General features: G+C 53.3%; 20 protein-coding genes. 19 read left to right on the plus strand and 1 reads right to left on the minus strand.

Going from position 1 to position 23,308, the window contains the following annotated elements; all coding sequences use genetic code 11:
• Positions 1–17 precede the first annotated feature (17 nt).
• Complete coding sequence (map, locus tag EQV24_RS17820) at positions 18–812, minus strand: type I methionyl aminopeptidase (protein ID WP_013095652.1); 795 nt, start codon at positions 810–812, stop codon at positions 18–20.
• A 321-nt stretch (positions 813–1,133) separates the two neighbouring features.
• Here map and rpsB point away from each other — a divergent pair, with 321 nt between their 5' ends.
• From rpsB to EQV24_RS17915, 19 genes are all read left to right on the plus strand, one after another.
• Complete coding sequence (rpsB, locus tag EQV24_RS17825) at positions 1,134–1,859, plus strand: 30S ribosomal protein S2 (protein WP_013095653.1); 726 nt, start codon at positions 1,134–1,136, stop codon at positions 1,857–1,859.
• 117 nt (positions 1,860–1,976) lie between these two features.
• The gene (tsf, locus tag EQV24_RS17830; RefSeq protein ID WP_008501911.1) at positions 1,977–2,828 is read left to right on the plus strand and encodes a translation elongation factor Ts; all 852 of its coding nucleotides are present in this window, start codon (positions 1,977–1,979) and stop codon (positions 2,826–2,828) included.
• A gap of 151 nt (positions 2,829–2,979) precedes the next feature.
• Positions 2,980–3,705, plus strand: a complete 726-nt coding sequence (gene pyrH / locus EQV24_RS17835) for a UMP kinase (RefSeq protein WP_003856194.1) — start codon at positions 2,980–2,982, stop codon at positions 3,703–3,705.
• A gap of 167 nt (positions 3,706–3,872) precedes the next feature.
• Entirely contained in the window at positions 3,873–4,430 is a 558-nt protein-coding gene (gene frr, locus EQV24_RS17840) for a ribosome recycling factor (RefSeq protein ID WP_008501909.1), read from the plus strand.
• 95 nt (positions 4,431–4,525) lie between these two features.
• Positions 4,526–5,725 carry a 1-deoxy-D-xylulose-5-phosphate reductoisomerase gene (gene ispC, locus EQV24_RS17845; protein WP_061771600.1) on the plus strand — a complete coding sequence of 400 codons (1,200 nt, stop codon included), beginning with the start codon at positions 4,526–4,528 and terminating at the stop codon, positions 5,723–5,725.
• A gap of 186 nt (positions 5,726–5,911) precedes the next feature.
• On the plus strand, positions 5,912–6,670 hold the full coding sequence (gene ispU / locus EQV24_RS17850) for a (2E,6E)-farnesyl-diphosphate-specific ditrans,polycis-undecaprenyl-diphosphate synthase (RefSeq protein ID WP_028028110.1): 759 nt from the start codon (positions 5,912–5,914) through the stop codon (positions 6,668–6,670).
• Between the two features lie 12 nt (positions 6,671–6,682).
• The gene (cdsA, locus tag EQV24_RS17855; protein ID WP_013095657.1) at positions 6,683–7,540 is read left to right on the plus strand and encodes a phosphatidate cytidylyltransferase; all 858 of its coding nucleotides are present in this window, start codon (positions 6,683–6,685) and stop codon (positions 7,538–7,540) included.
• Positions 7,541–7,551: 11 nt separating this feature from the next.
• Complete coding sequence (gene rseP, locus EQV24_RS17860; RefSeq protein ID WP_014830712.1) at positions 7,552–8,904, plus strand: sigma E protease regulator RseP; 1,353 nt, start codon at positions 7,552–7,554, stop codon at positions 8,902–8,904.
• 31 nt (positions 8,905–8,935) lie between these two features.
• Positions 8,936–11,353, plus strand: a complete 2,418-nt coding sequence (bamA, locus tag EQV24_RS17865; protein ID WP_013095659.1) for an outer membrane protein assembly factor BamA — start codon at positions 8,936–8,938, stop codon at positions 11,351–11,353.
• Between the two features lie 122 nt (positions 11,354–11,475).
• Complete coding sequence (gene skp / locus EQV24_RS17870; RefSeq protein WP_013095660.1) at positions 11,476–11,970, plus strand: molecular chaperone Skp; 495 nt, start codon at positions 11,476–11,478, stop codon at positions 11,968–11,970.
• Between the two features lie 3 nt (positions 11,971–11,973).
• Positions 11,974–12,999 (plus strand): UDP-3-O-(3-hydroxymyristoyl)glucosamine N-acyltransferase, encoded by a 1,026-nt coding sequence (gene lpxD / locus EQV24_RS17875; protein ID WP_013095661.1) that lies wholly within the window; start codon positions 11,974–11,976, stop codon positions 12,997–12,999.
• A 104-nt stretch (positions 13,000–13,103) separates the two neighbouring features.
• Entirely contained in the window at positions 13,104–13,559 is a 456-nt protein-coding gene (gene fabZ, locus EQV24_RS17880; protein ID WP_010426706.1) for a 3-hydroxyacyl-ACP dehydratase FabZ, read from the plus strand.
• A 3-nt stretch (positions 13,560–13,562) separates the two neighbouring features.
• Positions 13,563–14,351, plus strand: a complete 789-nt coding sequence (gene lpxA, locus EQV24_RS17885) for an acyl-ACP--UDP-N-acetylglucosamine O-acyltransferase (RefSeq protein ID WP_013095662.1) — start codon at positions 13,563–13,565, stop codon at positions 14,349–14,351.
• Positions 14,351–15,499: a lipid-A-disaccharide synthase gene (gene lpxB / locus EQV24_RS17890; protein ID WP_013095663.1), complete on the plus strand. Its 1,149-nt coding sequence runs from the start codon at positions 14,351–14,353 to the stop codon at positions 15,497–15,499. The genes lpxA and lpxB overlap by 1 nt, the downstream gene beginning before the upstream one ends.
• Entirely contained in the window at positions 15,496–16,092 is a 597-nt protein-coding gene (gene rnhB / locus EQV24_RS17895) for a ribonuclease HII (protein WP_013095664.1), read from the plus strand. Before lpxB ends, rnhB begins: the two co-directional genes overlap by 4 nt.
• Before the next feature lie 38 nt (positions 16,093–16,130).
• Positions 16,131–19,613, plus strand: coding sequence for a DNA polymerase III subunit alpha (gene dnaE, locus EQV24_RS17900; protein WP_013095665.1), 3,483 nt, complete (start codon positions 16,131–16,133; stop codon positions 19,611–19,613).
• A 12-nt stretch (positions 19,614–19,625) separates the two neighbouring features.
• Entirely contained in the window at positions 19,626–20,585 is a 960-nt protein-coding gene (gene accA, locus EQV24_RS17905) for an acetyl-CoA carboxylase carboxyl transferase subunit alpha (protein WP_013095666.1), read from the plus strand.
• A gap of 100 nt (positions 20,586–20,685) precedes the next feature.
• Complete coding sequence (locus EQV24_RS17910; RefSeq protein WP_029883819.1) at positions 20,686–22,818, plus strand: lysine decarboxylase LdcC; 2,133 nt, start codon at positions 20,686–20,688, stop codon at positions 22,816–22,818.
• Between the two features lie 64 nt (positions 22,819–22,882).
• Complete coding sequence (locus tag EQV24_RS17915) at positions 22,883–23,272, plus strand: VOC family protein (RefSeq protein ID WP_013095668.1); 390 nt, start codon at positions 22,883–22,885, stop codon at positions 23,270–23,272.
• The last annotated feature ends 36 nt before the right edge of the window (positions 23,273–23,308 follow it).

The following is a 23,308-nucleotide window of genomic DNA, read 5'->3' on the forward strand; positions in this document are numbered from 1 at the left end:
ATTTGCCGGCTTTTTTATCATTCATCGTGCGTCAGTATTGCCGGGATGGTGTCATCCTTGCGCAACGTCATAATTTCGCAGCCGTTGTCTGTTACCACAATAGTATGCTCGTACTGTGCAGACAAGCTTCTGTCTTTGGTTTTCACCGTCCAGCCATCTTTCATGGTACGGATACGGTAGTCACCCGCGTTGACCATCGGCTCGATGGTGAAGGTCATCCCTTTTTGCAGCACCACGCCGCCGTCATCCGCATCGTAGTGCAGAACCTGCGGCTCTTCGTGGAAGACGCGGCCAATGCCGTGGCCACAATATTCGCGAACCACGGAGAAACCTTCCGCTTCGACAAACTTCTGGATAGCGGCACCAATGGTGCGCAGACGAATGCCCGGTTTCACCATCTTCAGCGCCAGGTAGAGGCTCTCCTGCGTCACTTTACACAGGCGCTCGCCCAGGATGGTTGGCTTGCCCACGATAAACATCTTCGAGGTGTCACCGTGGTAATCATCTTTAATGACGGTGACGTCGATGTTGACGATGTCGCCATCTTTCAGCAGTTTTTCGTCATCCGGAATACCGTGGCACACCACTTCATTTATAGAAATGCAGACGGATTTCGGGAAACCGTGGTAGCCGAGGCAGGCGGAGACCGCGTGCTGCTCGTTAACGATATAGTCGTTACAGATGCGGTCCAGTTCGCCGGTGCTGACGCCCGGTTTCACGAACGGCTCGATCATTTCCAGCACTTCCGCGGCCAGACGACCAGCGACGCGCATCTTTTCAATTTCTTCAGGGGTCTTAATAGAGATAGCCATGTAATCTGTCCATCGGTGTCGATTTTTTCGACAATACTAGTCTAAGTACCGTCAATGGTATCAGTCAGGCGCACCCCGTGCCAAATTGAGAATCATTAACAGCACACTACGCCAACAATTATTGGTTTCTGGTCGTGATTTGTGGTATAAAGCGCGCCGGACCTCCGATCCATCTCAGATACACAGGCTGGACGGGAGCGATATATCTCACTTTGTGTAACAACACACACGTATCGGCACATATTCCGGGGTGCCCTTCGGGGTCGGTAATATGGGATACGTGGAGGCATAACCCCAACTTTCAATATAGAGGTTTTAAACATGGCAACTGTTTCCATGCGCGACATGCTCAAGGCTGGTGTTCACTTCGGTCACCAGACCCGTTACTGGAACCCGAAAATGAAGCCTTTCATCTTCGGCGCGCGTAACAAAGTTCACATCATCAACCTTGAGAAAACTGTACCAATGTTCAACGAAGCCCTGGCTGAGCTGAACAAGATCGCTTCCCGTAAAGGTAAGATTCTGTTCGTTGGTACTAAGCGCGCTGCAAGCGAAGCTGTGAAAGATGCTGCTAACAGCTGCGACCAGTTCTTCGTGAACCATCGCTGGTTGGGCGGCATGCTGACCAACTGGAAAACTGTTCGTCAGTCCATCAAGCGCCTGAAAGATCTGGAAACCCAGTCTCAGGACGGTACTTTCGACAAGCTGACTAAGAAAGAAGCGCTGATGCGCACTCGTGAGCTGGACAAGCTGGAAAACAGCCTGGGCGGTATCAAAGATATGGGCGGCCTGCCAGACGCGCTGTTCGTAATCGATGCAGACCACGAGCACATCGCAATCAAAGAAGCTAACAACCTGGGTATCCCGGTATTCGCTATCGTTGATACCAACTCCGATCCGGACGGTGTTGACTTCGTTATCCCGGGTAACGACGACGCAATCCGTGCTGTTAGCCTGTACCTGAGCGCTGTAGCTGCTACCGTTCGTGAAGGCCGTTCCCAGGATCTGGCTTCTCAGGCGGAAGAAAGCTTCGTAGAAGCTGAATAATAAGGTTTCACCCCTTATTAGTACCGTGTATGAATAGGGGCCCATTATCGGCCCCTTTTTTCAATTTATACTGTTTGGCCGCAGGCCGGGCAGTTCACATCTCCCGAGGATTTAAGAATGGCTGAAATTACCGCATCCCTGGTAAAAGAGCTGCGCGAGCGTACTGGCGCAGGCATGATGGATTGCAAAAAAGCGCTGACTGAAGCGAACGGCGACATCGAGCTGGCAATCGAAAACATGCGTAAATCCGGTGCGATCAAAGCAGCTAAAAAAGCAGGCAACGTTGCTGCTGACGGCGTGATCATCACTAAAATCGACGGCAACTACGGCATCATTCTGGAAGTTAACTGCCAGACTGACTTCGTTGCTAAAGATGGTGGTTTCCAGGCATTTGCTAACAAAGTTCTGGACGCAGCTGTTGCTGGCAAAATCACTGACGTTGAAGTTCTGAAAGCACAGTTCGAAGAAGAACGTGTTGCGCTGGTTGCTAAAATCGGTGAGAACATCAACATCCGTCGCGTAGCGTCCCTGGAAGGCGACGTTCTGGGTTCTTACCAGCACGGTGCGCGTATCGGTGTTCTGGTTGCGGCTAAAGGCGCTGACGAAGAGCTGGTTAAACAGCTGGCAATGCACATCGCTGCAAGCAAACCAGAATTCGTTAAACCAGAAGACGTGTCTGCTGAAGTGGTAGAGAAAGAGTACCAGGTTCAGCTGGACATCGCGATGCAGTCTGGTAAGCCAAAAGAAATCGCAGAGAAAATGGTTGAAGGCCGCATGAAGAAATTCACCGGCGAAGTTTCTCTGACTGGCCAGCCTTTCGTTATGGATCCAAGCAAATCCGTTGCTCAGCTGCTGAAAGAGCACAACGCTGACGTAACTGGCTTCATCCGCTTCGAAGTGGGCGAAGGCATCGAGAAAGTTGAGACTGACTTCGCAGCAGAAGTTGCTGCAATGTCCAAGCAGTCTTAATTATGAAAAAGGAGCCGCCTGAGGGCGGCTTCTTTTTGTCACCCGTCAGACGAAAATCAGACAGGATCCCGTATCGCTGTGCTGGTATGCGACTTACTATGTCGCCAGAATTAACCCCCATCTTAATCGTTGACAGTCTCAGGAAAGAAACATGGCTACCAATGCAAAACCCGTGTACAAACGCATTCTGCTTAAGCTGAGTGGCGAAGCGCTGCAGGGATCGGAAGGCTTCGGTATTGACGCAAGCATTCTCGACCGCATGGCACAGGAGATCAAAGAACTTGTCGAACTGGGTATTCAGGTCGGCGTGGTCATTGGCGGTGGCAACCTTTTCCGTGGTGCTGGTCTGGCGAAAGCGGGGATGAACCGCGTTGTGGGCGACCATATGGGTATGCTGGCAACCGTGATGAACGGTCTGGCAATGCGTGATGCGTTGCATCGTGCCTATGTGAATGCCCGCCTGATGTCCGCTATTCCTTTGAATGGCGTTTGCGATAACTACAGCTGGGCAGAAGCGATCAGCCTGCTGCGCAACAACCGCGTGGTGATCCTCTCCGCCGGTACGGGTAACCCGTTCTTTACAACCGATTCCGCTGCCTGCCTGCGCGGTATCGAAATCGAAGCCGATGTGGTGCTGAAAGCAACCAAAGTGGATGGCGTGTTTACCGCCGACCCGGCAAAAGATCCCTCTGCCACCATGTACGATCAGCTGTCCTACAGCGAAGTGCTGGAAAAGGAGCTGAAAGTAATGGATCTTGCCGCCTTCACGCTGGCTCGCGACCACAAACTGCCAATCCGTGTCTTCAACATGAATAAGCCTGGCGCACTGCGCCGCGTGGTCATGGGCGAAAAAGAAGGCACATTGATCACGGAATAATTTCCGTCGGCGATAAATACAGGTAAGATTCCGCTTTATTTTGAAGTGGTATCTTACCCGGACGCGCCATTGGCGTTGTCATGAATTAAACGCGACTATACTTAGCACACCTGTAGCACTGTGCTGGCGGATAGTCTGCCTGAGACAAGTTTTCAAGGATTCGTAACGTGATTAACGACATCAGAAAAGATGCTGAAGTACGCATGGAAAAATGCGTAGAAGCGTTCAAAACCCAAATCAGCAAAATCCGTACTGGCCGTGCTTCTCCAAGCCTGCTGGATGGCATCATCGTAGAGTACTACGGTACGCCTACCCCTCTGCGCCAGCTGGCGAGCGTGACCGTAGAAGATACCCGCACGCTGAAAATCAACGTGTTCGATCGCTCTATGGGCCCGGCAGTTGAGAAAGCGATCATGGCATCTGACCTCGGTCTGAACCCAAGCTCTGCGGGTGCTGATATCCGTGTTCCACTGCCTCCGCTGACCGAAGAGCGTCGTAAAGACCTGATCAAAGTCGTGCGTGGCGAAGCTGAGCAGGGTCGTGTTTCCGTGCGTAACGTCCGTCGCGACGCTAACGATAAAGTGAAAGCGCTGCTGAAAGAAAAAGAGATCAGTGAAGATGACGATCGTCGTTCACAGGACGACATTCAGAAAATGACTGACGCTGCCATCAAGAAAATTGATGCGGCGCTGGCAGATAAAGAAGCGGAACTGATGCAGTTCTGATTTCTGTCTTACACTGATAAACGCCGTTCAGAGGGACTTCGGGTCTTGCTGGCGGCGTTTTGCTTTTATCTGGTCTAACTTTTTTCGGGCATCTCATGAAGCATTTAACTCTCCTTGGCTCAACCGGATCTATCGGTTGCAGCACTCTCGACGTTGTACGCCACAACCCTGCGCTTTACACCGTGACAGCACTGGTGGCCGGGAAGAATGTGCAGCGAATGGTCGAGCAGTGTCTGGAGTTTACGCCCCGCTATGCGGTAATGGATGACGAAGAGAGCGCCCGCCAGCTGAAAGCCGCTCTGCAAGAGAAGGGCAGTCGTACTGAGGTTCTGAGCGGGCAGCAGGCTGCCTGTGAGATGGCCGCGCTGGATGAGGTCGATCAGGTGATGGCCGCCATTGTTGGCGCGGCCGGGTTGCTGCCGACGCTGGCCGCCATCGATGCCGGTAAAGATGTTCTGCTGGCGAATAAAGAGTCGCTGGTAACCTGCGGACGTCTGTTTATGGAGGCGGTTAAGCAGCGCGGAGCACGTCTTTTGCCGGTCGACAGCGAGCACAACGCCATTTTTCAGAGTTTACCGCAACCTTTTCAGCAGAACCTGGGGTACGCTGACCTGGAGCAGAATGGGGTTGTATCGATTTTGCTTACCGGGTCTGGTGGCCCGTTCCGTGAAACGCCACTGTCTGAACTGAGCGCAATGACGCCGGATCAGGCGTGCCGTCATCCGAACTGGTCAATGGGGCGTAAGATCTCCGTTGACTCTGCCACTATGATGAACAAAGGTCTGGAATACATTGAAGCTCGCTGGCTGTTTAACGCGTCGGCGAAACAGATGGAAGTGCTGATCCACCCGCAATCGGTGATTCACTCGATGGTGCGCTATCAGGACGGCAGCGTGCTGGCACAGCTGGGAGAGCCGGATATGCGTACGCCAATTGCACATGCAATGGCATGGCCTGAACGCGTGAAATCTGGCGTGAAGCCACTCGATTTTTGCGAGCTGAGTTCTCTGACGTTCAGTGAACCTGACTACGATCGTTATCCGTGTCTTAAGCTTGCAATGAATGCCTTTGACCAGGGGCAGGCGGCGACGACGGCACTCAATGCAGCCAATGAAATTACCGTTGAAGCATTTCTGAATCAGCAGATCCGTTTCACCGATATCGCTATGCTGAATTTGTCGGTACTGGAGTTGATGGATCTGCGCGAACCTCAAAGCGTGGAAGAGGTGCTGGCGGTAGATGAGCAGGCTCGTATTATTGCGCGCAAACAGGTGACACGTCTCGCAAGCTGGTGATAAAGCAAGCACTAGTCGTCGTGCTATTTGTTAGCGTTGGGCTTCGGTGATATAGTCTGCGCCACCTGATCGCAGGTATTTGACTTTAAGTGGTCAGGTAAGCCGTGGTTTGACACGGCTTTTTTACGTATAGGCTTCAGTATTCCTGAGTACCGTTAAATCCTTTTCAGGGACTAAAAACGCGTTATGTTGTCTGCGAATCAACCAATAAGCGAAAACTTGCCAGCTCATGGCTGCCGTCATGTAGCAATCATCATGGATGGCAATGGCCGCTGGGCGAAAAGACAAGGGAAGATACGAGCCTTTGGGCATAAAGCTGGGGCGAAATCTGTTCGCCGCGCCGTCTCTTTTGCCGCCAATAACGGCATTGATGCGTTAACGCTCTATGCTTTTAGCAGTGAAAACTGGAATCGACCTGCGCAGGAAGTGACTGCGTTGATGGAACTGTTTGTGTGGGCGCTCGACAGCGAAGTAAAAAGCCTGCACCGCCACAATGTGCGCCTGCGTGTCATTGGCGAAACCAGTCGTTTTAACTCACGTTTGCAGGAACGGATTCGTAAAGCAGAAGCGCTGACTGAAAATAACACGGGTCTGACGCTGAATATCGCGGCGAATTACGGTGGACGCTGGGATATTATCCAGGGAGTTCGGCACCTGGCCGAACAGGTTCAGGAAGGGTTGTTGAGACCCGACCAAATTGATGAAGACGCGCTGAGCAAGCAAATCTGCATGAATGAACTGGCACCTGTGGATTTGGTAATTAGGACAGGGGGAGAACATCGCATAAGTAACTTTTTGCTGTGGCAAATTGCCTATGCCGAACTTTACTTTACGGATGTGCTTTGGCCCGATTTTGATGAACAAGACTTTGAAGGTGCGCTGCATGCCTTTGCCAATCGAGAGCGTCGTTTCGGCGGCACCGAGCCTGGTGGCGACAAAGCCTGATGGGGGTAGCTTTTGCTGAAGTATCGCCTGATTTCCGCTTTTGTATTAATACCCATTGTCATTGCGGCGCTGTTTTTACTGCCCCCGGTGGGATTTGCTATTGTCACGCTGGTGGTGTGTATGCTGGCCGCGTGGGAATGGGGACAGTTTAGCGGCTTTACGTCGCGCAGTCAGCGGGTATGGCTGGCGGTACTCTGTGGCTTGATCCTGGCCCTGATGCTGTTTACCTTGCCGGAATATCACCATGATATTCACCAACCACTGGTTGCCGGGTCCCTGTGGGTATCGTTGGCCTGGTGGATCGCCGCCCTTGTTTTGGTGCTTTTTTATCCAGGCTCCGCGGCGTTATGGCGCAATTCAAAAGTGCTGCGCCTTATATTTGGTCTTCTTACCATTGTGCCTTTTTTCTGGGGCATGGTGGCTCTGCGCGCCTGGCACTACGACGAAAACCACTACAGCGGTGCGATTTGGCTGCTTTATGTGATGATTCTGGTCTGGGGGGCTGACTCTGGGGCCTATATGTTTGGTAAACTGTTTGGCAAACATAAACTGGCTCCGAAGGTGTCGCCTGGTAAAACCTGGCAAGGATTCATCGGCGGCCTGTTTACGGCAGCGATTATCTCCTGGGGCTATGGCGTCTGGGCGAATCTGGACATTGCACCGTCAATACTGCTGGTGTGTTCGATTTTTGCCGCGCTGGCCTCGGTACTCGGTGATTTAACCGAAAGTATGTTCAAGCGAGAAGCAGGGATTAAGGACAGCGGACACCTGATTCCAGGGCATGGCGGGATACTGGATCGCATTGACAGCCTGACAGCGGCTGTTCCCGTGTTTGCTTGTCTGCTTTTACTGGTATTCGGGACGATTTAACGGAAGGTTTTATGCTGAGCATTCTCTGGAATCTGGCGGCGTTCATTGTTGCACTGGGTGTACTGATTACCGTGCATGAATTTGGCCATTTCTGGGTTGCTCGCCGTTGCGGTGTGCGCGTAGAGCGGTTCTCCATCGGTTTTGGCAAATCACTCTGGACGCGTACCGACCGTCACGGCACGGAATTTGTCATCGCCCTTATCCCGCTCGGTGGCTACGTCAAAATGCTCGACGAACGTGTTGAGCCTGTGGCCCCTGAGCTTCGACACAGCGCGTTTAACAACAAAACCGTTGGACAACGTGCCGCCATCATTGCTGCCGGACCGGTAGCCAATTTCATCTTTGCTATCTTCGCTTACTGGCTGGTGTTTATCATCGGCGTTCCGGGCGTGCGTCCGGTTGTCGGTGAAATCGCCCCCAATTCCATCGCGGCGAGTGCGCAAATTACGCCGGGGATGGAACTTAAAGCGATTGATGGTATCGAAACCCCTGATTGGGATGCCGTGCGACTGCAACTGGTAGCCAAAATCGGTGATGAGCAGACCACGGTCAGCGTGTCACCGTTTGGTTCTGACCAGCGACAGAATAAAGTGCTGGATTTGCGTCACTGGAGTTTCGAACCAGACAAAGAAGATCCCGTCTCTGCGCTGGGGATTCGCCCACGTGGTGCGCAGATCGAACCGATATTAGCCGAAGTTCAGGCAAATTCGGCGGCGAGCAAAGCGGGTTTGCAAGCTGGCGACAGGATCGTTAAAGTCGATGGTCAGCCATTAACACAGTGGATGACCTTTGTTACTCTGGTGCGCGATAATCCGGGTACGTCGCTCGCGCTGGAAGTTGAAAGGCAGGGTAGTCCACTCTCGCTGACGCTGATCCCGGATAGCAAATCGGTCGGCAAAAAGGCAGAAGGGTTTGCAGGCGTTGTGCCTAAAGTGATCCCGCTGCCTGATGAGTACAAGACAATACGCCAGTATGGGCCGTTTAGCGCCATCCTTGAAGCCACGGATAAAACATGGCAACTGATGAAGCTGACGGTAAACATGTTGGGGAAATTGATAACCGGTGATGTGAAACTGAACAACCTCAGTGGGCCAATTTCGATAGCTCAGGGGGCTGGGATGTCAGCGGAGTTCGGGGTGATTTACTATCTCATGTTTCTCGCGCTCATTAGCGTGAACCTTGGGATCATCAACCTGTTCCCGCTTCCCGTTTTAGACGGGGGTCATCTGCTGTTTTTAGCGATTGAAAAGCTAAAAGGCGGGCCGGTATCCGAGCGAGTTCAAGACTTTAGTTATCGCATTGGCTCGATTTTGCTGGTGCTGTTAATGGGGCTTGCACTTTTCAATGATTTCTCTCGGTTGTAAGAGAGTTAGTTAGGAAGAACGCATAATAACGATGGCGATGAAAAAGTTGCTCATAGCGTCGCTGCTGTTTAGCAGCGCCACCGTATACGGTGCTGACGGGTTCGTAGTGAAAGACATTCATTTCGAAGGCCTTCAGCGTGTCGCCGTTGGTGCGGCCCTCCTCAGTATGCCTGTGCGCCCCGGCGATACGGTTAATGATGATGACATCAGTAACACCATCCGTGCTCTGTTTGCCACCGGCAACTTTGAGGATGTCCGCGTCCTGCGCGATGGTGATACGCTGCTGGTTCAGGTAAAAGAACGTCCAACGATCGCCAGTATCACTTTCTCTGGTAACAAGTCGGTGAAAGATGACATGCTCAAGCAAAACCTTGAAGCATCCGGTGTTCGTGTGGGGGAATCTCTGGACCGCACCACCCTTTCAGACATTGAAAAAGGTCTGGAAGATTTCTATTACAGCGTCGGTAAGTACAGCGCCAGCGTGAAAGCGGTGGTGACTCCGCTGCCGCGTAACCGTGTTGACCTGAAGCTGGTCTTCCAGGAAGGCGTCTCGGCGAAGATCCAACAGATCAACATCGTCGGGAACCACGCGTTCACTACCGACGAACTGATCTCCACCTTCCAGCTGCGTGACGAAGTGCCGTGGTGGAACGTGGTGGGCGATCGCAAATACCAGAAACAGAAACTGGCGGGCGACCTCGAAACCCTGCGCAGCTACTATCTGGATCGCGGTTATGCCCGTTTCAACATCGACTCCACTCAGGTGAGTCTGACCCCGGACAAGAAAGGGATCTACATTACGATTAACATTACAGAAGGCGATCAGTACAAGCTTTCGGGTGTTGAAGTAAGTGGCAACCTGGCGGGGCATTCTGCCGAGATCGAATCGCTGACCAAAATTCAGCCAGGCGATCTGTACAGCGGTTCTAAAGTAACCAAAATGGAAGACGGCATTAAAAAGCTGCTCGGCCGCTATGGTTATGCCTATCCGCGTGTGCAAACTCAGCCGGAAATCAACGACGCGGATAAAACCGTTAAGCTTCACGTTAACGTTGATGCGGGCAACCGTTTCTACGTGCGTAAGATCCGCTTCGAAGGTAACGACACCTCCAAAGATTCCGTTCTGCGTCGCGAAATGCGCCAGATGGAAGGGGCATGGTTGGGTAGCGACCTCGTTGACCAGGGTAAAGAGCGTCTGAACCGTCTGGGCTATTTTGAAACGGTTGATACCGATACCCAGCGTGTGCCGGGCAGCCCGGACCAGGTTGATGTCGTGTACAAAGTGAAAGAGCGTAATACCGGTAGCTTTAACTTCGGTGTGGGCTACGGTACTGAAAGCGGCGTGAGCTTCCAGGTTGGCGTTCAGCAGGATAACTGGCTGGGTACGGGTTACTCGGTGGGTATCAACGGTACCAAAAACGACTACCAGACCTACTCTGAGTTCTCTGTCACTAACCCATACTTCACCGTCGACGGTGTGAGCCTGGGTGGTCGTATCTTCTATAACGACTTTAAAGCAGACGACGCGGATCTGTCCTCGTACACCAACAAGAGCTACGGTGTAGACGGTACGCTTGGATTCCCGGTTAACGAATACAACACCCTGCGTGCGGGCTTGGGTTACGTGCATAACGACCTGTCCAATATGCAACCGCAGGTGGCAATGTGGCGTTATCTCGACTCTATCGGCCAGTCGGCGAGCACCTCCAGCGATAACAACGGTTTTGCGGCGGATGACTTCACCTTCAACTACGGCTGGACGTATAACCGCCTTGACCGTGGTTACTTCCCAACGGAAGGTTCTCGTGTCAACCTGAATGGTAAAGTGACTATTCCTGGTTCTGATAACGAGTTCTACAAGTTAACGCTCGATACTGCCTCGTACTTCCCGATCGATGACGATCATAAGTGGGTGGTTCTGGGTCGTACGCGTTGGGGCTATGGCGATGGTTTAGGCGGCAAAGAGATGCCGTTCTATGAGAACTTCTACGCCGGTGGTTCCAGTACCGTTCGTGGCTTCCAGTCCAATAACATTGGTCCGAAAGCGGTTTATTACGGCGGTAATGACGAAGATAACTGCGCAAGCCGGGATCCAAAACAGGTTTGTAGCTCTGATGATGCGGTAGGCGGTAACGCCATGGCCGTGGCGAGCCTTGAGTTCATCACGCCAACGCCATTCATCAGTGATAAATACGCGAACTCAGTCCGTACGTCCTTCTTCTGGGATGCCGGTACCGTGTGGGATACCAACTGGGAGAACACTGCCCAGATGCGTGCGGCAGGTGTTCCAGACTACAGCGATCCGGGCAATATTCGCATGTCTGCAGGTATCGCATTACAATGGATGTCACCGCTGGGGCCGTTGGTCTTCTCTTACGCCCAGCCGTTTAAGAAATATGATGGAGATAAGTCGGAGCAATTCCAGTTTAACATTGGTAAAACCTGGTAATTCTCCGCTGCAAAGGAATGCGTTGGCAGTGTAGCGCTGACAACCGGCGATCGGTAAAACGATCGCCTTGCCACGCAAAGAACGGTACCTTCTGGTGCCAATGGGATGGTAAGGAGTTAATTGTGAAAAAGTGGTTATTAGCTGCAGGTCTCGGTTTAGCGATGGCAACTTCTGCTCAGGCAGCAGACAAAATTGCAATCGTCAACATGGGTAATTTGTTCCAGCAGGTTGCACAGAAAACGGGCGTTTCTGCGACTCTGGAAAACGAATTCAAAGGCCGTGCAAGCGAACTGCAGGGTATGGAAAACGATCTTCAGTCCAAAATGCAGCGTCTGCAGCGTGATGGTTCTACCATGAAATCAAGCGAGCGCAGCAAACTGGAAAAAGACGTAATGGCTCAGCGCCAGACGTTCTCCCAGAAAGCGCAGGCTTTCGAGCAGGATCGTCAGCGTCGTTCTAACGAAGAGCGTGGCAAGCTGGTGACTCGCATTCAGACTGCTGTTAAAGCAGTTGCTGCCGATCAGAACATCGATCTGGTTGTTGATGCGAACGCCGTTGCTTTCAACAGCAGCGATGTTAAAGACATCACCGCTGATGTTCTGAAACAGGTTAAATAAGTAATGCCTTCAATTCGACTGGCTGATTTAGCTCAGCAGTTGGATGCAGAATTACACGGTGATGGCGATATCGTCATCACCGCTGTTGCGTCCATGCAATCTGCTAAAGCTGGCAATATTACCTTCATGGTAAGCCCTAAGTACCGTGAACATCTGGCTCAATGCCAGGCGTCGGCTGTTGTTCTGACGCAGGACGATCTTCCGTTTGCCACTGGTGCGGCACTGGTAGTGAAAAATCCCTACCTGACGTATGCTCGCATGGCACAAATTCTTGATACCACGCCGCAGCCGGCGCAAAACATTGCTGCCAGTGCAGCAATCGATCCGACGGCTCAGCTGGGTAACAACGTAGCAGTCGGCGCAAATGCCGTGATCGAGTCTGGCGTCGTACTGGGCGATAACGTCGTCATCGGCCCGGGCTGCTTCGTTGGGAAAAACACAAAAATCGGCGCCGGGACCCGTTTGTGGGCTAATGTGTCCGTCTATCACGAAGTTGAAATCGGCGAAAATTGCCTCGTTCAGTCCAGCACAGTGATTGGTTCTGACGGTTTTGGCTACGCTAACGATCGTGGTAATTGGGTTAAGATCCCGCAACTTGGTCGCGTTATCATTGGCGATCGCGTCGAGATCGGAGCCTGTACCACCATTGACCGTGGTGCGCTTGACGACACCATTATCGGCAACGGTGTTATTATCGATAATCAGTGCCAGATTGCGCATAACGTTGTGATTGGCGACAATACCGCGGTTGCAGGTGGCGTCATCATGGCAGGCAGCCTGAAAATTGGCCGTTACTGCATGATTGGCGGTGCCAGCGTGATCAATGGTCATATGGAAATATGCGACAAGGTCACCGTGACGGGAATGGGCATGGTAATGCGTCCTATCACTGAGCCAGGCGTCTATTCCTCAGGCATCCCGCTGCAACCTAACAAGGTATGGCGTAAAACAGCAGCTCTGGTGATGAATATTGATGATATGAGCAAGCGACTCAAGTCCCTTGAGCGTAAGATCGATCAACAAGACTAAGCGTTCATCTTTTTAACGCTTAATTTCCCGGCCTGTCGGCTTTCTTTTAAACCGGCAGGCCGTGTTATTATTGCTAATCAGTACATTTTGACAGGAAGAGTATTTTGACTACCGACACTCATACTCTGCATATTGAAGAGATTTTAGAACTTCTGCCGCACCGTTACCCGTTTTTGCTGGTAGACCGTGTGCTGGATTTTGAAGAAGGTCGTTTTCTGCGCGCAGTGAAAAATGTCTCCGTTAACGAGCCATTCTTCCAGGGGCACTTCCCTGGTAAACCCATCTTCCCGGGTGTGTTGATCCTGGAAGCGATGGCACAAGCTACCGGTATTCTTGCGTTTAAAAGCGTAGGCAAACTGGAGCCGGGTGAACTGTACTACTTCGCGGGTATCGATGAAGCGCGCTTCAAGCGTCCTGTCGTGCCTGGTGATCAGATGATCATGGAAGTCACTTTTGAAAAAACGCGTCGTGGCCTGACTCGCTTTAAAGGCGTAGCGCTGGTTGACGGCAAAGTTGTTTGCGAAGCGACGATGATGTGTGCTCGTAGCCGGGAGTCCTGATACGTGATTGATAAATCTGCCTTTATTCATCCTACCGCTATTGTGGAAACCGGCGCCATTATTGGTGCTAATGTCCACATTGGCCCGTTCTGTATTGTTGGTCCCCATGTCGAAATTGGTGAGGGTACAGTACTGAAATCTCACGTTGTCGTGAATGGTCATACGACCATTGGCAGCAACAATGAGATCTATCAGTTCGCCTCCATCGGCGAAGTTAACCAGGATTTAAAATATGCTGGTGAGTCGACCCGTCTGGAAATTGGCGATCGTAACCGTATCCGCGAAAGCGTCACCATTCATCGTGGAACAGTACAGGGTGGTGGGTTGACGAAGGTGGGCAGCGATAACCTGTTTATGGTTAATGCGCACATCGCGCACGACTGTACCGTAGGTGACCGCTGTATTCTTGCCAACAACGCAACGCTGGCAGGACACGTATCGGTTGATGATTTCGCAATTATTGGCGGTATGACCGCAGTCCATCAGTTCTGCATCATTGGTGCACACGTGATGGTCGGCGGATGCTCCGGTGTGGCGCAGGACGTCCCACCGTATGTAATTGCGCAGGGCAACCATGCCACGCCATTCGGCGTGAACATCGAAGGCCTCAAGCGTCGTGGCTTTAGTCGCGAAGCGATTACGGCTATCCGCAACGCGTATAAGTTACTGTACCGTAGCGGCAAAACGCTGGAAGAGGCGAAGCCGGAAATTGCCGAACTGGCGGAAAAGCACCCTGAAGTGAACGCGTTCATGGAATTCTTTGACCGTTCCACAAGGGGTCTGATTCGTTAATGGTCGACAGTCGTCCGCTTACGATAGCCCTGGTCGCCGGAGAAACCTCCGGCGATATTCTTGGTGCCGGTCTTATCCGCGCGCTTAAGGCTCGCGTACCTGATGCTCGCTTTGTTGGCGTTGCAGGCCCGCTAATGCAGGCTGAAGGCTGCGAAGCTTGGTACGAAATGGAAGAGCTGGCCGTGATGGGCATTGTTGAGGTGCTGGGGCGACTGCGTCGTCTGCTGCATATCCGCGCCGATCTTACCCGCCGCTTCACCGAGCTCAAACCCGATGTCTTTGTCGGTATTGATGCGCCTGACTTCAACATTACCCTCGAAGGGAATCTGAAAAAGCAGGGCATTAAAACAATTCACTACGTCAGTCCGTCCGTCTGGGCGTGGCGACAGAAACGCGTTTTCAAAATCGGACGGTCAACCAATCTGGTGCTGGCTTTCCTGCCTTTCGAAAAAGCGTTTTACGACAAATTTAACGTTCCGTGCCGTTTTATCGGGCATACCATGGCGGATGCGATGCCGCTGGATCCGGATAAAAACGCAGCGCGTGACGTGCTGGGGATCCCTCACGATGCGCACTGTCTGGCTCTTCTGCCGGGTAGCCGTGGCGCAGAAGTAGAGATGCTTAGCGCGGACTTCCTGAAAACCGCGCAAATTCTGCGCGATACCTATCCCGATCTCGAAGTGGTTGTGCCGCTGGTGAACGCCAAGCGCCGGGAGCAGTTTGAGCGTATCAAAGCCGAGGTTGCACCGGATCTTCACATCCATCTGCTGGATGGAAAAGGCCGTGAGGCGATGGTTGCGAGCGACGCCGCGCTGCTGGCCTCCGGTACGGCAGCCCTGGAGTGCATGCTGGCGAAATGTCCGATGGTGGTAGGCTATCGCATGAAGCCGTTCACCTTCTGGCTGGCCAAACGCCTGGTGAAGACGGAGTACGTTTCGCTGCCAAACCTGCTCGCCGGGCGTGAACTGGTGAAAGAGCTTCTGCAGGACGAATGTCAGCCTCAGGCGCTGGCCGATGCGCTGCTACCGCTGCTTGCCAACGGCAAGACCAGCCACCAGATGCATGATACGTTCCGCGAACTGCATCAGCAGATCCGCTGTAATGCCGATGAGCAAGCGGCTGATGCGGTGCTGGAGTTAGCAAGATGATGGAATTTATTTATCCTCACACCCACCTTGTTGCGGGTGTGGACGAAGTGGGCCGTGGCCCGTTAGTGGGCGCTGTCGTGACCGCGGCGGTGATCCTCGATCCTGCCCGTCCGATTATCGGGTTGAATGACTCCAAAAAGCTTTCAGAAAAGCGCCGACTGGCGTTATTTGATGAGATTCAGGAAAAAGCATTAGCCTGGAGCCTTGGGCGTGCTGAGCCGCATGAAATTGACGAGCTAAACATCCTGCATGCCACAATGCTGGCGATGCAGCGTGCGGTGGCGGGGCTGAAAATTGCCCCGGAGTATGTTCTTATTGACGGCAACCGTTGCCCTGCATTACCAGTGCCTTCCATGGCAGTAGTAAAAGGGGATAGCCGGGTCGCGGAAATCAGTGCGGCTTCTATTATTGCCAAAGTGACTCGCGATGCTGAAATGGCCGCGCTGGATCTCACTTACCCTCAGTATGGCTTCGCTCAGCATAAAGGGTATCCTACAGCCTTCCACCTGGAAAAGCTGGCTGAACATGGCGCAACCGAGCATCACCGGCGCAGTTTTGGCCCGGTGAAACGCGCGCTGGGACTGGTGTCCTGAATCAATACGCAAGCAATTAAGTAACGCGGAATCTGAAGATGGCTGAACCACGTTTCGTACACCTGCGGGTGCATAGCGACTACTCCATGATCGATGGGCTGGCGAAAACCGGGCCGCTGGTAAAAAAGGCGGCCTCACTGGGTATGCCTGCGCTGGCGATCACCGATTTTACCAACCTGTGTGGTCTGGTGAAGTTCTACGGAACGGCGCATGGCGCGGGGATGAAACCCATCGTCGGAGCTGATTTTCATGTGCAGAGCGAACTGCTCGGCGACGAAATGACGCAAATTTCCGTGTTAGCGATGAACAACACGGGTTATCAGAATCTCACCCTGCTTATCTCCAAAGCCTACCAGCGAGGCTACGGCGCCCTGGGGCCATGGATTGACCGGGACTGGCTGGCGGAGCTGAACGAAGGGTTATTGCTGATCTCCGGCGGCCGCATGGGTGATGTGGGCAAATGCCTGCTGCGCGGCAATAGTGCGCTGGTGGATCAGTGCGTATCATTCTACGAAGAGTACTTCCCGGATCGTTATTATCTGGAGCTGATCCGCACCGGCCGCCCGGATGAAGAGAGTTATCTCCATGCCGCCGTGGCGCTTGCGGAAGCGCGCGGGCTGCCCGTGGTGGCAACCAACGATGTACGCTTCCTTGAGGCCGGGGATTTCGACGCTCACGAGATTCGCGTGGCAATCCATGATGGCTTCACCCTCGACGATCCCAAGCGCCCGCGTAATTATTCTGCTCAGCAGTATATGCGCAGCGAAGAGGAGATGTGTGAACTCTTCTCTGACATCCCGGAAGCGCTGGAAAACAGCGTTGAAATCGCCAAGCGCTGTAACGTTACCGTGCGTTTGGGTGAGTATTTCCTGCCGCAGTTCCCGACCGGGGAAATGACCACGGAAGACTTCCTGGTCATGAAATCCAAAGAAGGTCTGGAAGAACGTCTTGAATTCCTTTTCCCGGATGAAGAAGAGCGTAAAAAACGTCGTCCGGAGTATGACGAGCGCCTGGATATCGAACTTCAGGTTATCAACCAGATGGGCTTCCCGGGCTACTTCTTGATCGTAATGGAGTTTATCCAGTGGTCGAAGGATAACGGCGTGCCGGTTGGTCCAGGACGTGGTTCCGGTGCCGGGTCACTGGTGGCCTATGCGCTTAAGATCACTGACCTCGACCCGCTGGAATTTGACCTGCTGTTCGAACGTTTCCTTAACCCGGAACGTGTCTCCATGCCCGACTTCGACGTCGACTTCTGTATGGAAAAACGTGACCAGGTTATTGAGCACGTGGCGGATATGTATGGCCGTGACGCGGTATCGCAGATCATTACCTTCGGTACGATGGCGGCGAAAGCGGTTATCCGCGACGTGGGCCGCGTGCTGGGGCATCCGTACGGATTCGTCGATCGCATCTCTAAGCTGGTGCCGCCCGATCCGGGGATGACGCTGGCAAAAGCGTTTGAAGCCGAGCCGCAGCTGCCGGAAATCTACGAAGCTGACGAAGAAGTCAAAGCGCTGATTGATATGGCGCGTAAGCTGGAAGGCGTCACGCGTAACGCCGGTAAACACGCGGGTGGTGTGGTTATCGCCCCGACCAAAATTACCGACTTTGCGCCGCTCTATTGTGACGAAGCGGGGCAGCACCCGGTTACCCAGTTTGATAAGAACGACGTTGAATACGCCGGGCTGGTGAAGTTCGACTTCCTCGGTCTGCGTACGCTTACCATCATCAACTGGGCGCTGGAGATGATCAACGCCCGCCGCGAGAAGAACGGCGAGCCGCCGCTGGATATCGCGGCCATCCCGCTGGATGACAAGAAAAGTTTCGACATGCTGCAGCGCTCGGAGACCACCGCGGTCTTCCAGCTTGAATCCCGCGGCATGAAAGATCTGATTAAACGTCTGCAGCCTGACTGCTTCGAAGATATGATCGCACTGGTGGCGCTGTTCCGTCCGGGACCGCTGCAGTCGGGGATGGTAGATAACTTTATCGACCGTAAGCATGGTCGGGAAGAGATTTCCTACCCGGACGTTCAGTGGCAGCACGAAAGCCTGAAGCCGGTACTGGAGCCAACCTACGGCATCATCCTGTATCAGGAACAGGTCATGCAGATTGCTCAGGTGCTCTCCGGCTATACCCTCGGCGGCGCGGATATGCTGCGTCGTGCAATGGGTAAGAAAAAGCCGGAGGAGATGGCCAAGCAGCGCTCTATTTTTGAAGATGGCGCGAAGAAAAACGGCATTGACGGCGAACTGGCAATGAAAATCTTCGACCTGGTGGAGAAATTCGCCGGGTACGGATTTAACAAATCGCACTCTGCCGCCTATGCTTTGGTGTCGTATCAAACCCTGTGGCTGAAGGCGCACTATCCCGCTGAATTTATGGCGGCGGTAATGACCGCCGATATGGATAACACCGAGAAGGTGGTTGGCCTGGTGGATGAGTGCTGGCGCATGGGACTGAAGATCCTGCCGCCGGACATTAACTCGGGTCTTTACCATTTCCACGTTAACGACGACGGGGAGATTGTGTACGGGATCGGCGCGATCAAAGGCGTAGGTGAAGGGCCGATTGAGGCAATCATCGAAGCGCGTAATAACGGTGGTTATTTCCGCGAGCTGTTTGATCTTTGCGCCCGCACCGATACCAAAAAACTGAACCGCCGCGTGCTGGAAAAACTGATCATGTCCGGTGCGTTCGACAGGCTGGGGCCGCACCGCGCCGCGCTGATGAACTCGCTTGGCGACGCGCTGAAAGCCGCGGATCAGCACGCAAAAGCGGAAGCCATTGGCCAGGCGGACATGTTCGGCGTGCTGGCGGAAGAGCCAGAGCAGATCGAGCAGTCTTACGCCAGCTGTCTGCCGTGGCCAGAACAGGTGGTGCTGGATGGTGAGCGTGAAACGTTAGGCTTGTACCTGACGGGGCACCCGATCAATCAGTACATCAAAGAAATTGAGCGCTATGTCGGAGGCTACAGGCTGAAAGACATGCATCCGACAGAACGTGGTAAAATCACCACGGCTGCGGGGCTCGTGATTGCTGCAAGGGTTATGGTCACCAAGCGCGGCAATCGTATCGGCATCTGTACCCTGGATGACCGTTCCGGGCGTCTGGAGGTGATGTTATTCACCGACGCGCTGGATAAATACCAGCAATTGCTGGAAAAAGACCGCATACTTATCGTCAGCGGACAGGTCAGCTTTGATGACTTCAGCGGGGGGCTTAAAATGACCGCCCGCGAAGTGATGGACATTGACGAAGCCCGGGAAAAATATGCTCGCGGGCTTGCTATCTCGCTGACGGACAGGCAAATTGATGACCAGCTTTTAAACCGACTCCGTCAGTCTCTGGAACCCCACCGCTCGGGGACAATTCCAGTACATCTCTACTATCAGAGGGCGGATGCACGTGCGCGGTTGCGCTTTGGTGCAACGTGGCGTGTCTCTCCGAGCGATCGTTTACTGAACGATCTCCGTGGCCTCATTGGTTCGGAGCAGGTGGAACTGGAGTTTGACTAATACAGGAATACTATGAGTCTGAATTTCCTTGATTTCGAACAGCCGATTGCTGAGCTGGAAGCGAAAATCGATTCTCTGACAGCGGTAAGCCGTCAGGATGAAAAACTGGATATTAACATCGACGAAGAAGTGCATCGTCTGCGTGAGAAAAGCGTAGAACTGACGCGCAAAATCTTTGCCGATCTCGGCGCATGGCAGATCGCCCAGTTGGCGCGTCACCCACAGCGTCCGTACACCCTGGATTATGTCCGCCTGGCGTTTGACGAATTTGACGAACTGGCAGGCGACCGCGCTTACGCTGACGATAAAGCTATCGTCGGTGGTATCGCTCGTCTGGATGGACGTCCGGTGATGATCATTGGCCATCAGAAAGGCCGTGAAACCAAAGAGAAGATCCGTCGTAACTTTGGTATGCCGGCACCAGAAGGCTACCGTAAAGCCCTGCGTCTGATGGAGATGGCTGAGCGTTTCAATATGCCCATCATCACCTTTATCGACACCCCGGGTGCTTACCCAGGCGTGGGCGCGGAAGAGCGCGGTCAGTCTGAAGCCATCGCACGTAACCTGCGTGAGATGTCTCGCCTGAAGGTGCCTGTCATCTGTACCGTCATCGGTGAAGGTGGTTCCGGTGGTGCGCTGGCGATTGGCGTGGGCGATAAAGTGAATATGCTGCAGTACAGCACCTATTCCGTTATCTCTCCGGAAGGGTGTGCCTCTATCCTGTGGAAGAGCGCCGATAAAGCGCCGCTGGCTGCAGAAGCGATGGGCATCATTGCCCCACGCCTGAAAGAGCTGAAGCTGATCGATACCGTCATCCCTGAACCTCTGGGTGGTGCGCATCGTAAGCCGGAAGTGATGGCCGCTTCCCTGAAAGCGCAGCTGCTGGCCGATCTGGCGGACCTGGATGTGCTGAGCAAAGAAGACCTGCTCAATCGTCGTTACCAGCGTCTGATGACCTACGGTTACGCGTAAGCTTCACAATTATCTGAAAAGCCGCACACTGTTGCGGCTTTTTTTATACCTGCGGTTTACCTTGGCTATGCTTAGCTAATGTTTTTTAAGGAGGAAGCCCGTGAATATTATTGCCATTATGGGGCCACACGGCGTCTTTTATAAAGATGAGCCTATCAAGGAGCTGGAGCAGGCCCTGCAGTCACGTGGCTATCAGCTGATCTGGCCGCACAACAGCGCTGACCTGCTGAAGTTCATTGAGCACAACCCGCGGATCTGTGGCGTGATCTTCGACTGGGATGAGTACGACCTGGAGCTGTGCAGCGATATCAACAAGCTGAATGAATATCTCCCGCTGTATGCGTTTATCAATACCCACTCGACCATGGACGTCAGTGCACAGGATATGCGGATGGCGCTGTGGTTTTTCGAATACTCACTCGGCGTGGCCGAAGATATTGCGGCCCGCATTCAGCAATATACCGGCGAGTATCTGGATAACATCACGCCGCCGTTTACCCGGGCGCTGTTTACCTATGTGAAGGAAGGGAAGTACACCTTTTGCACGCCTGGTCATATGGCGGGGACGGCTTATCAAAAAAGCCCGGTTGGCTGTCTGTTTTATGATTTCTTCGGCGGTAACACCCTGAAAGCGGATGTGTCGATTTCGGTTACCGAGCTTGGCTCATTGCTGGATCACACCGGTCCACACCTTGAAGCGGAAGAGTACATTGCCCGCACCTTTGGGGCCGAGCAGAGCTATATGGTGACCAACGGTACGTCGACGTCAAACAAAATCGTCGGCATGTATGCCGCCCCGGCCGGAAGTACGTTACTCATCGACCGTAACTGCCATAAGTCGCTGGCGCATCTGCTGATGATGAGCGATGTCGTACCGCTCTGGCTGTCACCCACGCGTAACGCGCTGGGGATCCTGGGGGGAATTCCGCGCCGTGAATTCACCCATTCAGCCATAGAAAATAAGGTGGCGGCGATCCCCGGCGCAAGCTGGCCGATCCATGCGGTGATCACCAACTCCACCTATGACGGATTGCTGTATAACACCAACTGGATCAAACAGACGCTGGATGTCCCCTCGATCCACTTTGATTCCGCGTGGGTGCCTTATACCAATTTCCACCCCATCTACGCGGGTAAAAGTGGAATGAGTGGCGAACGCGTGCCGGGCAAAGTGTTTTTCGAAACGCAATCGACGCACAAAATGCTGGCAGCATTTTCCCAGGCCTCGCTTATTCATATCAAAGGTGAGTACGACGAAGAGACGTTTAACGAAGCGTTTATGATGCACACCACCACCTCACCAAGTTATCCGCTGGTGGCCTCCATTGAAACGGCTGCGGCGATGCTGCGCGGCAATCCGGGTAAACGTCTTATCAATCGCTCTGTGGAGCGCGCGCTGCATTTCCGCAAAGAGGTTCAGCGGTTAAAAGATGAGGCTGAGGGCTGGTTCTTTGATATCTGGCAGCCGGAAGAGATTGACGAGGCGGAGTGCTGGCCAGTCGCGCCGGGTGAGGAGTGGCATGGCTTCCGTGATGCCGATGCCGACCACATGTTCCTCGACCCGGTAAAAGTAACAATCCTGACGCCGGGCATGGATGAACAGGGCAACATGAGCGACGAAGGTATTCCGGCCGCGCTGGTGGCGAAATTCCTTGATGAGCGCGGCGTGGTGGTGGAGAAAACCGGACCGTATAACCTGTTGTTCCTGTTCAGCATTGGGATTGATAAAACCCGCGCGATGGGTCTGCTACGTGGGCTGATGGAGTTTAAGCGTGCGTACGATCTGAACCTGCGCGTGAAGAACATGCTGCCGGATCTCTATGCGGAGGATCCTGATTTTTATCGCAATATGCGTATACAGGATCTGGCCCAGGGGATCCACAAACTGATCCGCCAGCACGATCTGCCGCGCCTGATGCTGCAGGCGTTTGACGTCTTGCCTGAGATGAAACTGACGCCGCACAAAGCCTGGCAGCGACAGGTGAAAGGGGAGGTAGAAACCGTTGAGCTGGAAAATCTGGTAGGACGCGTCTCGGCCAATATGATCCTGCCTTATCCACCGGGCGTACCGCTGCTGATGCCGGGAGAGATGATCACCGAAGAGAGCCGTGCGGTGCTCGATTTTCTGCTGATGCTCTGTTCTGTCGGGCGTCACTACCCGGGCTTCGAGACGGATATCCACGGTGCGAAACGTGATGAAAATGGGGTTTACTGGGTGCGAGTCCTAAAATAAAGGTGGCTGCTTGCCAGGGGCGGGTTTTCGGTTGTAACGTTCAGGCATCATAAAAGGAGAAGCTATGCTGGGTTTAAAACAGGTTCATCATATTGCGATCATTGCCACCGATTACGCCAAAAGTAAGGCCTTTTATTGCGACATTCTGGGCTTTACGCTGTTAAGTGAGGCCTATCGTGTGGAGCGCGACTCCTGGAAAGGCGATCTGGCGTTAAACGGGCAGTATGTGATTGAACTGTTCTCTTTTCCTTTCCCGCCTGCGCGTCCGTCCCGTCCGGAAGCCTGCGGCCTGCGCCATCTGGCTTTTAGCGTGGATGATCTTGACCGTGCGGTAAAACATCTTGAAGAGCATGGCGTGAAGTGCGAAGCGATTCGTGTCGATCCGTTTACCGACAAGCGTTTTACTTTTTTCAACGATCCGGACGGTCTTCCGCTGGAGCTTTACCAGCAGTAAGCGCCATCCTGTGTGATAATGCCCGCTCTGTTCGGG

The sequence above is a fragment of the Enterobacter sp. A8 genome, assembly GCF_004296595.1.
GTDB lineage: Bacteria > Pseudomonadota > Gammaproteobacteria > Enterobacterales > Enterobacteriaceae > Enterobacter > Enterobacter cloacae.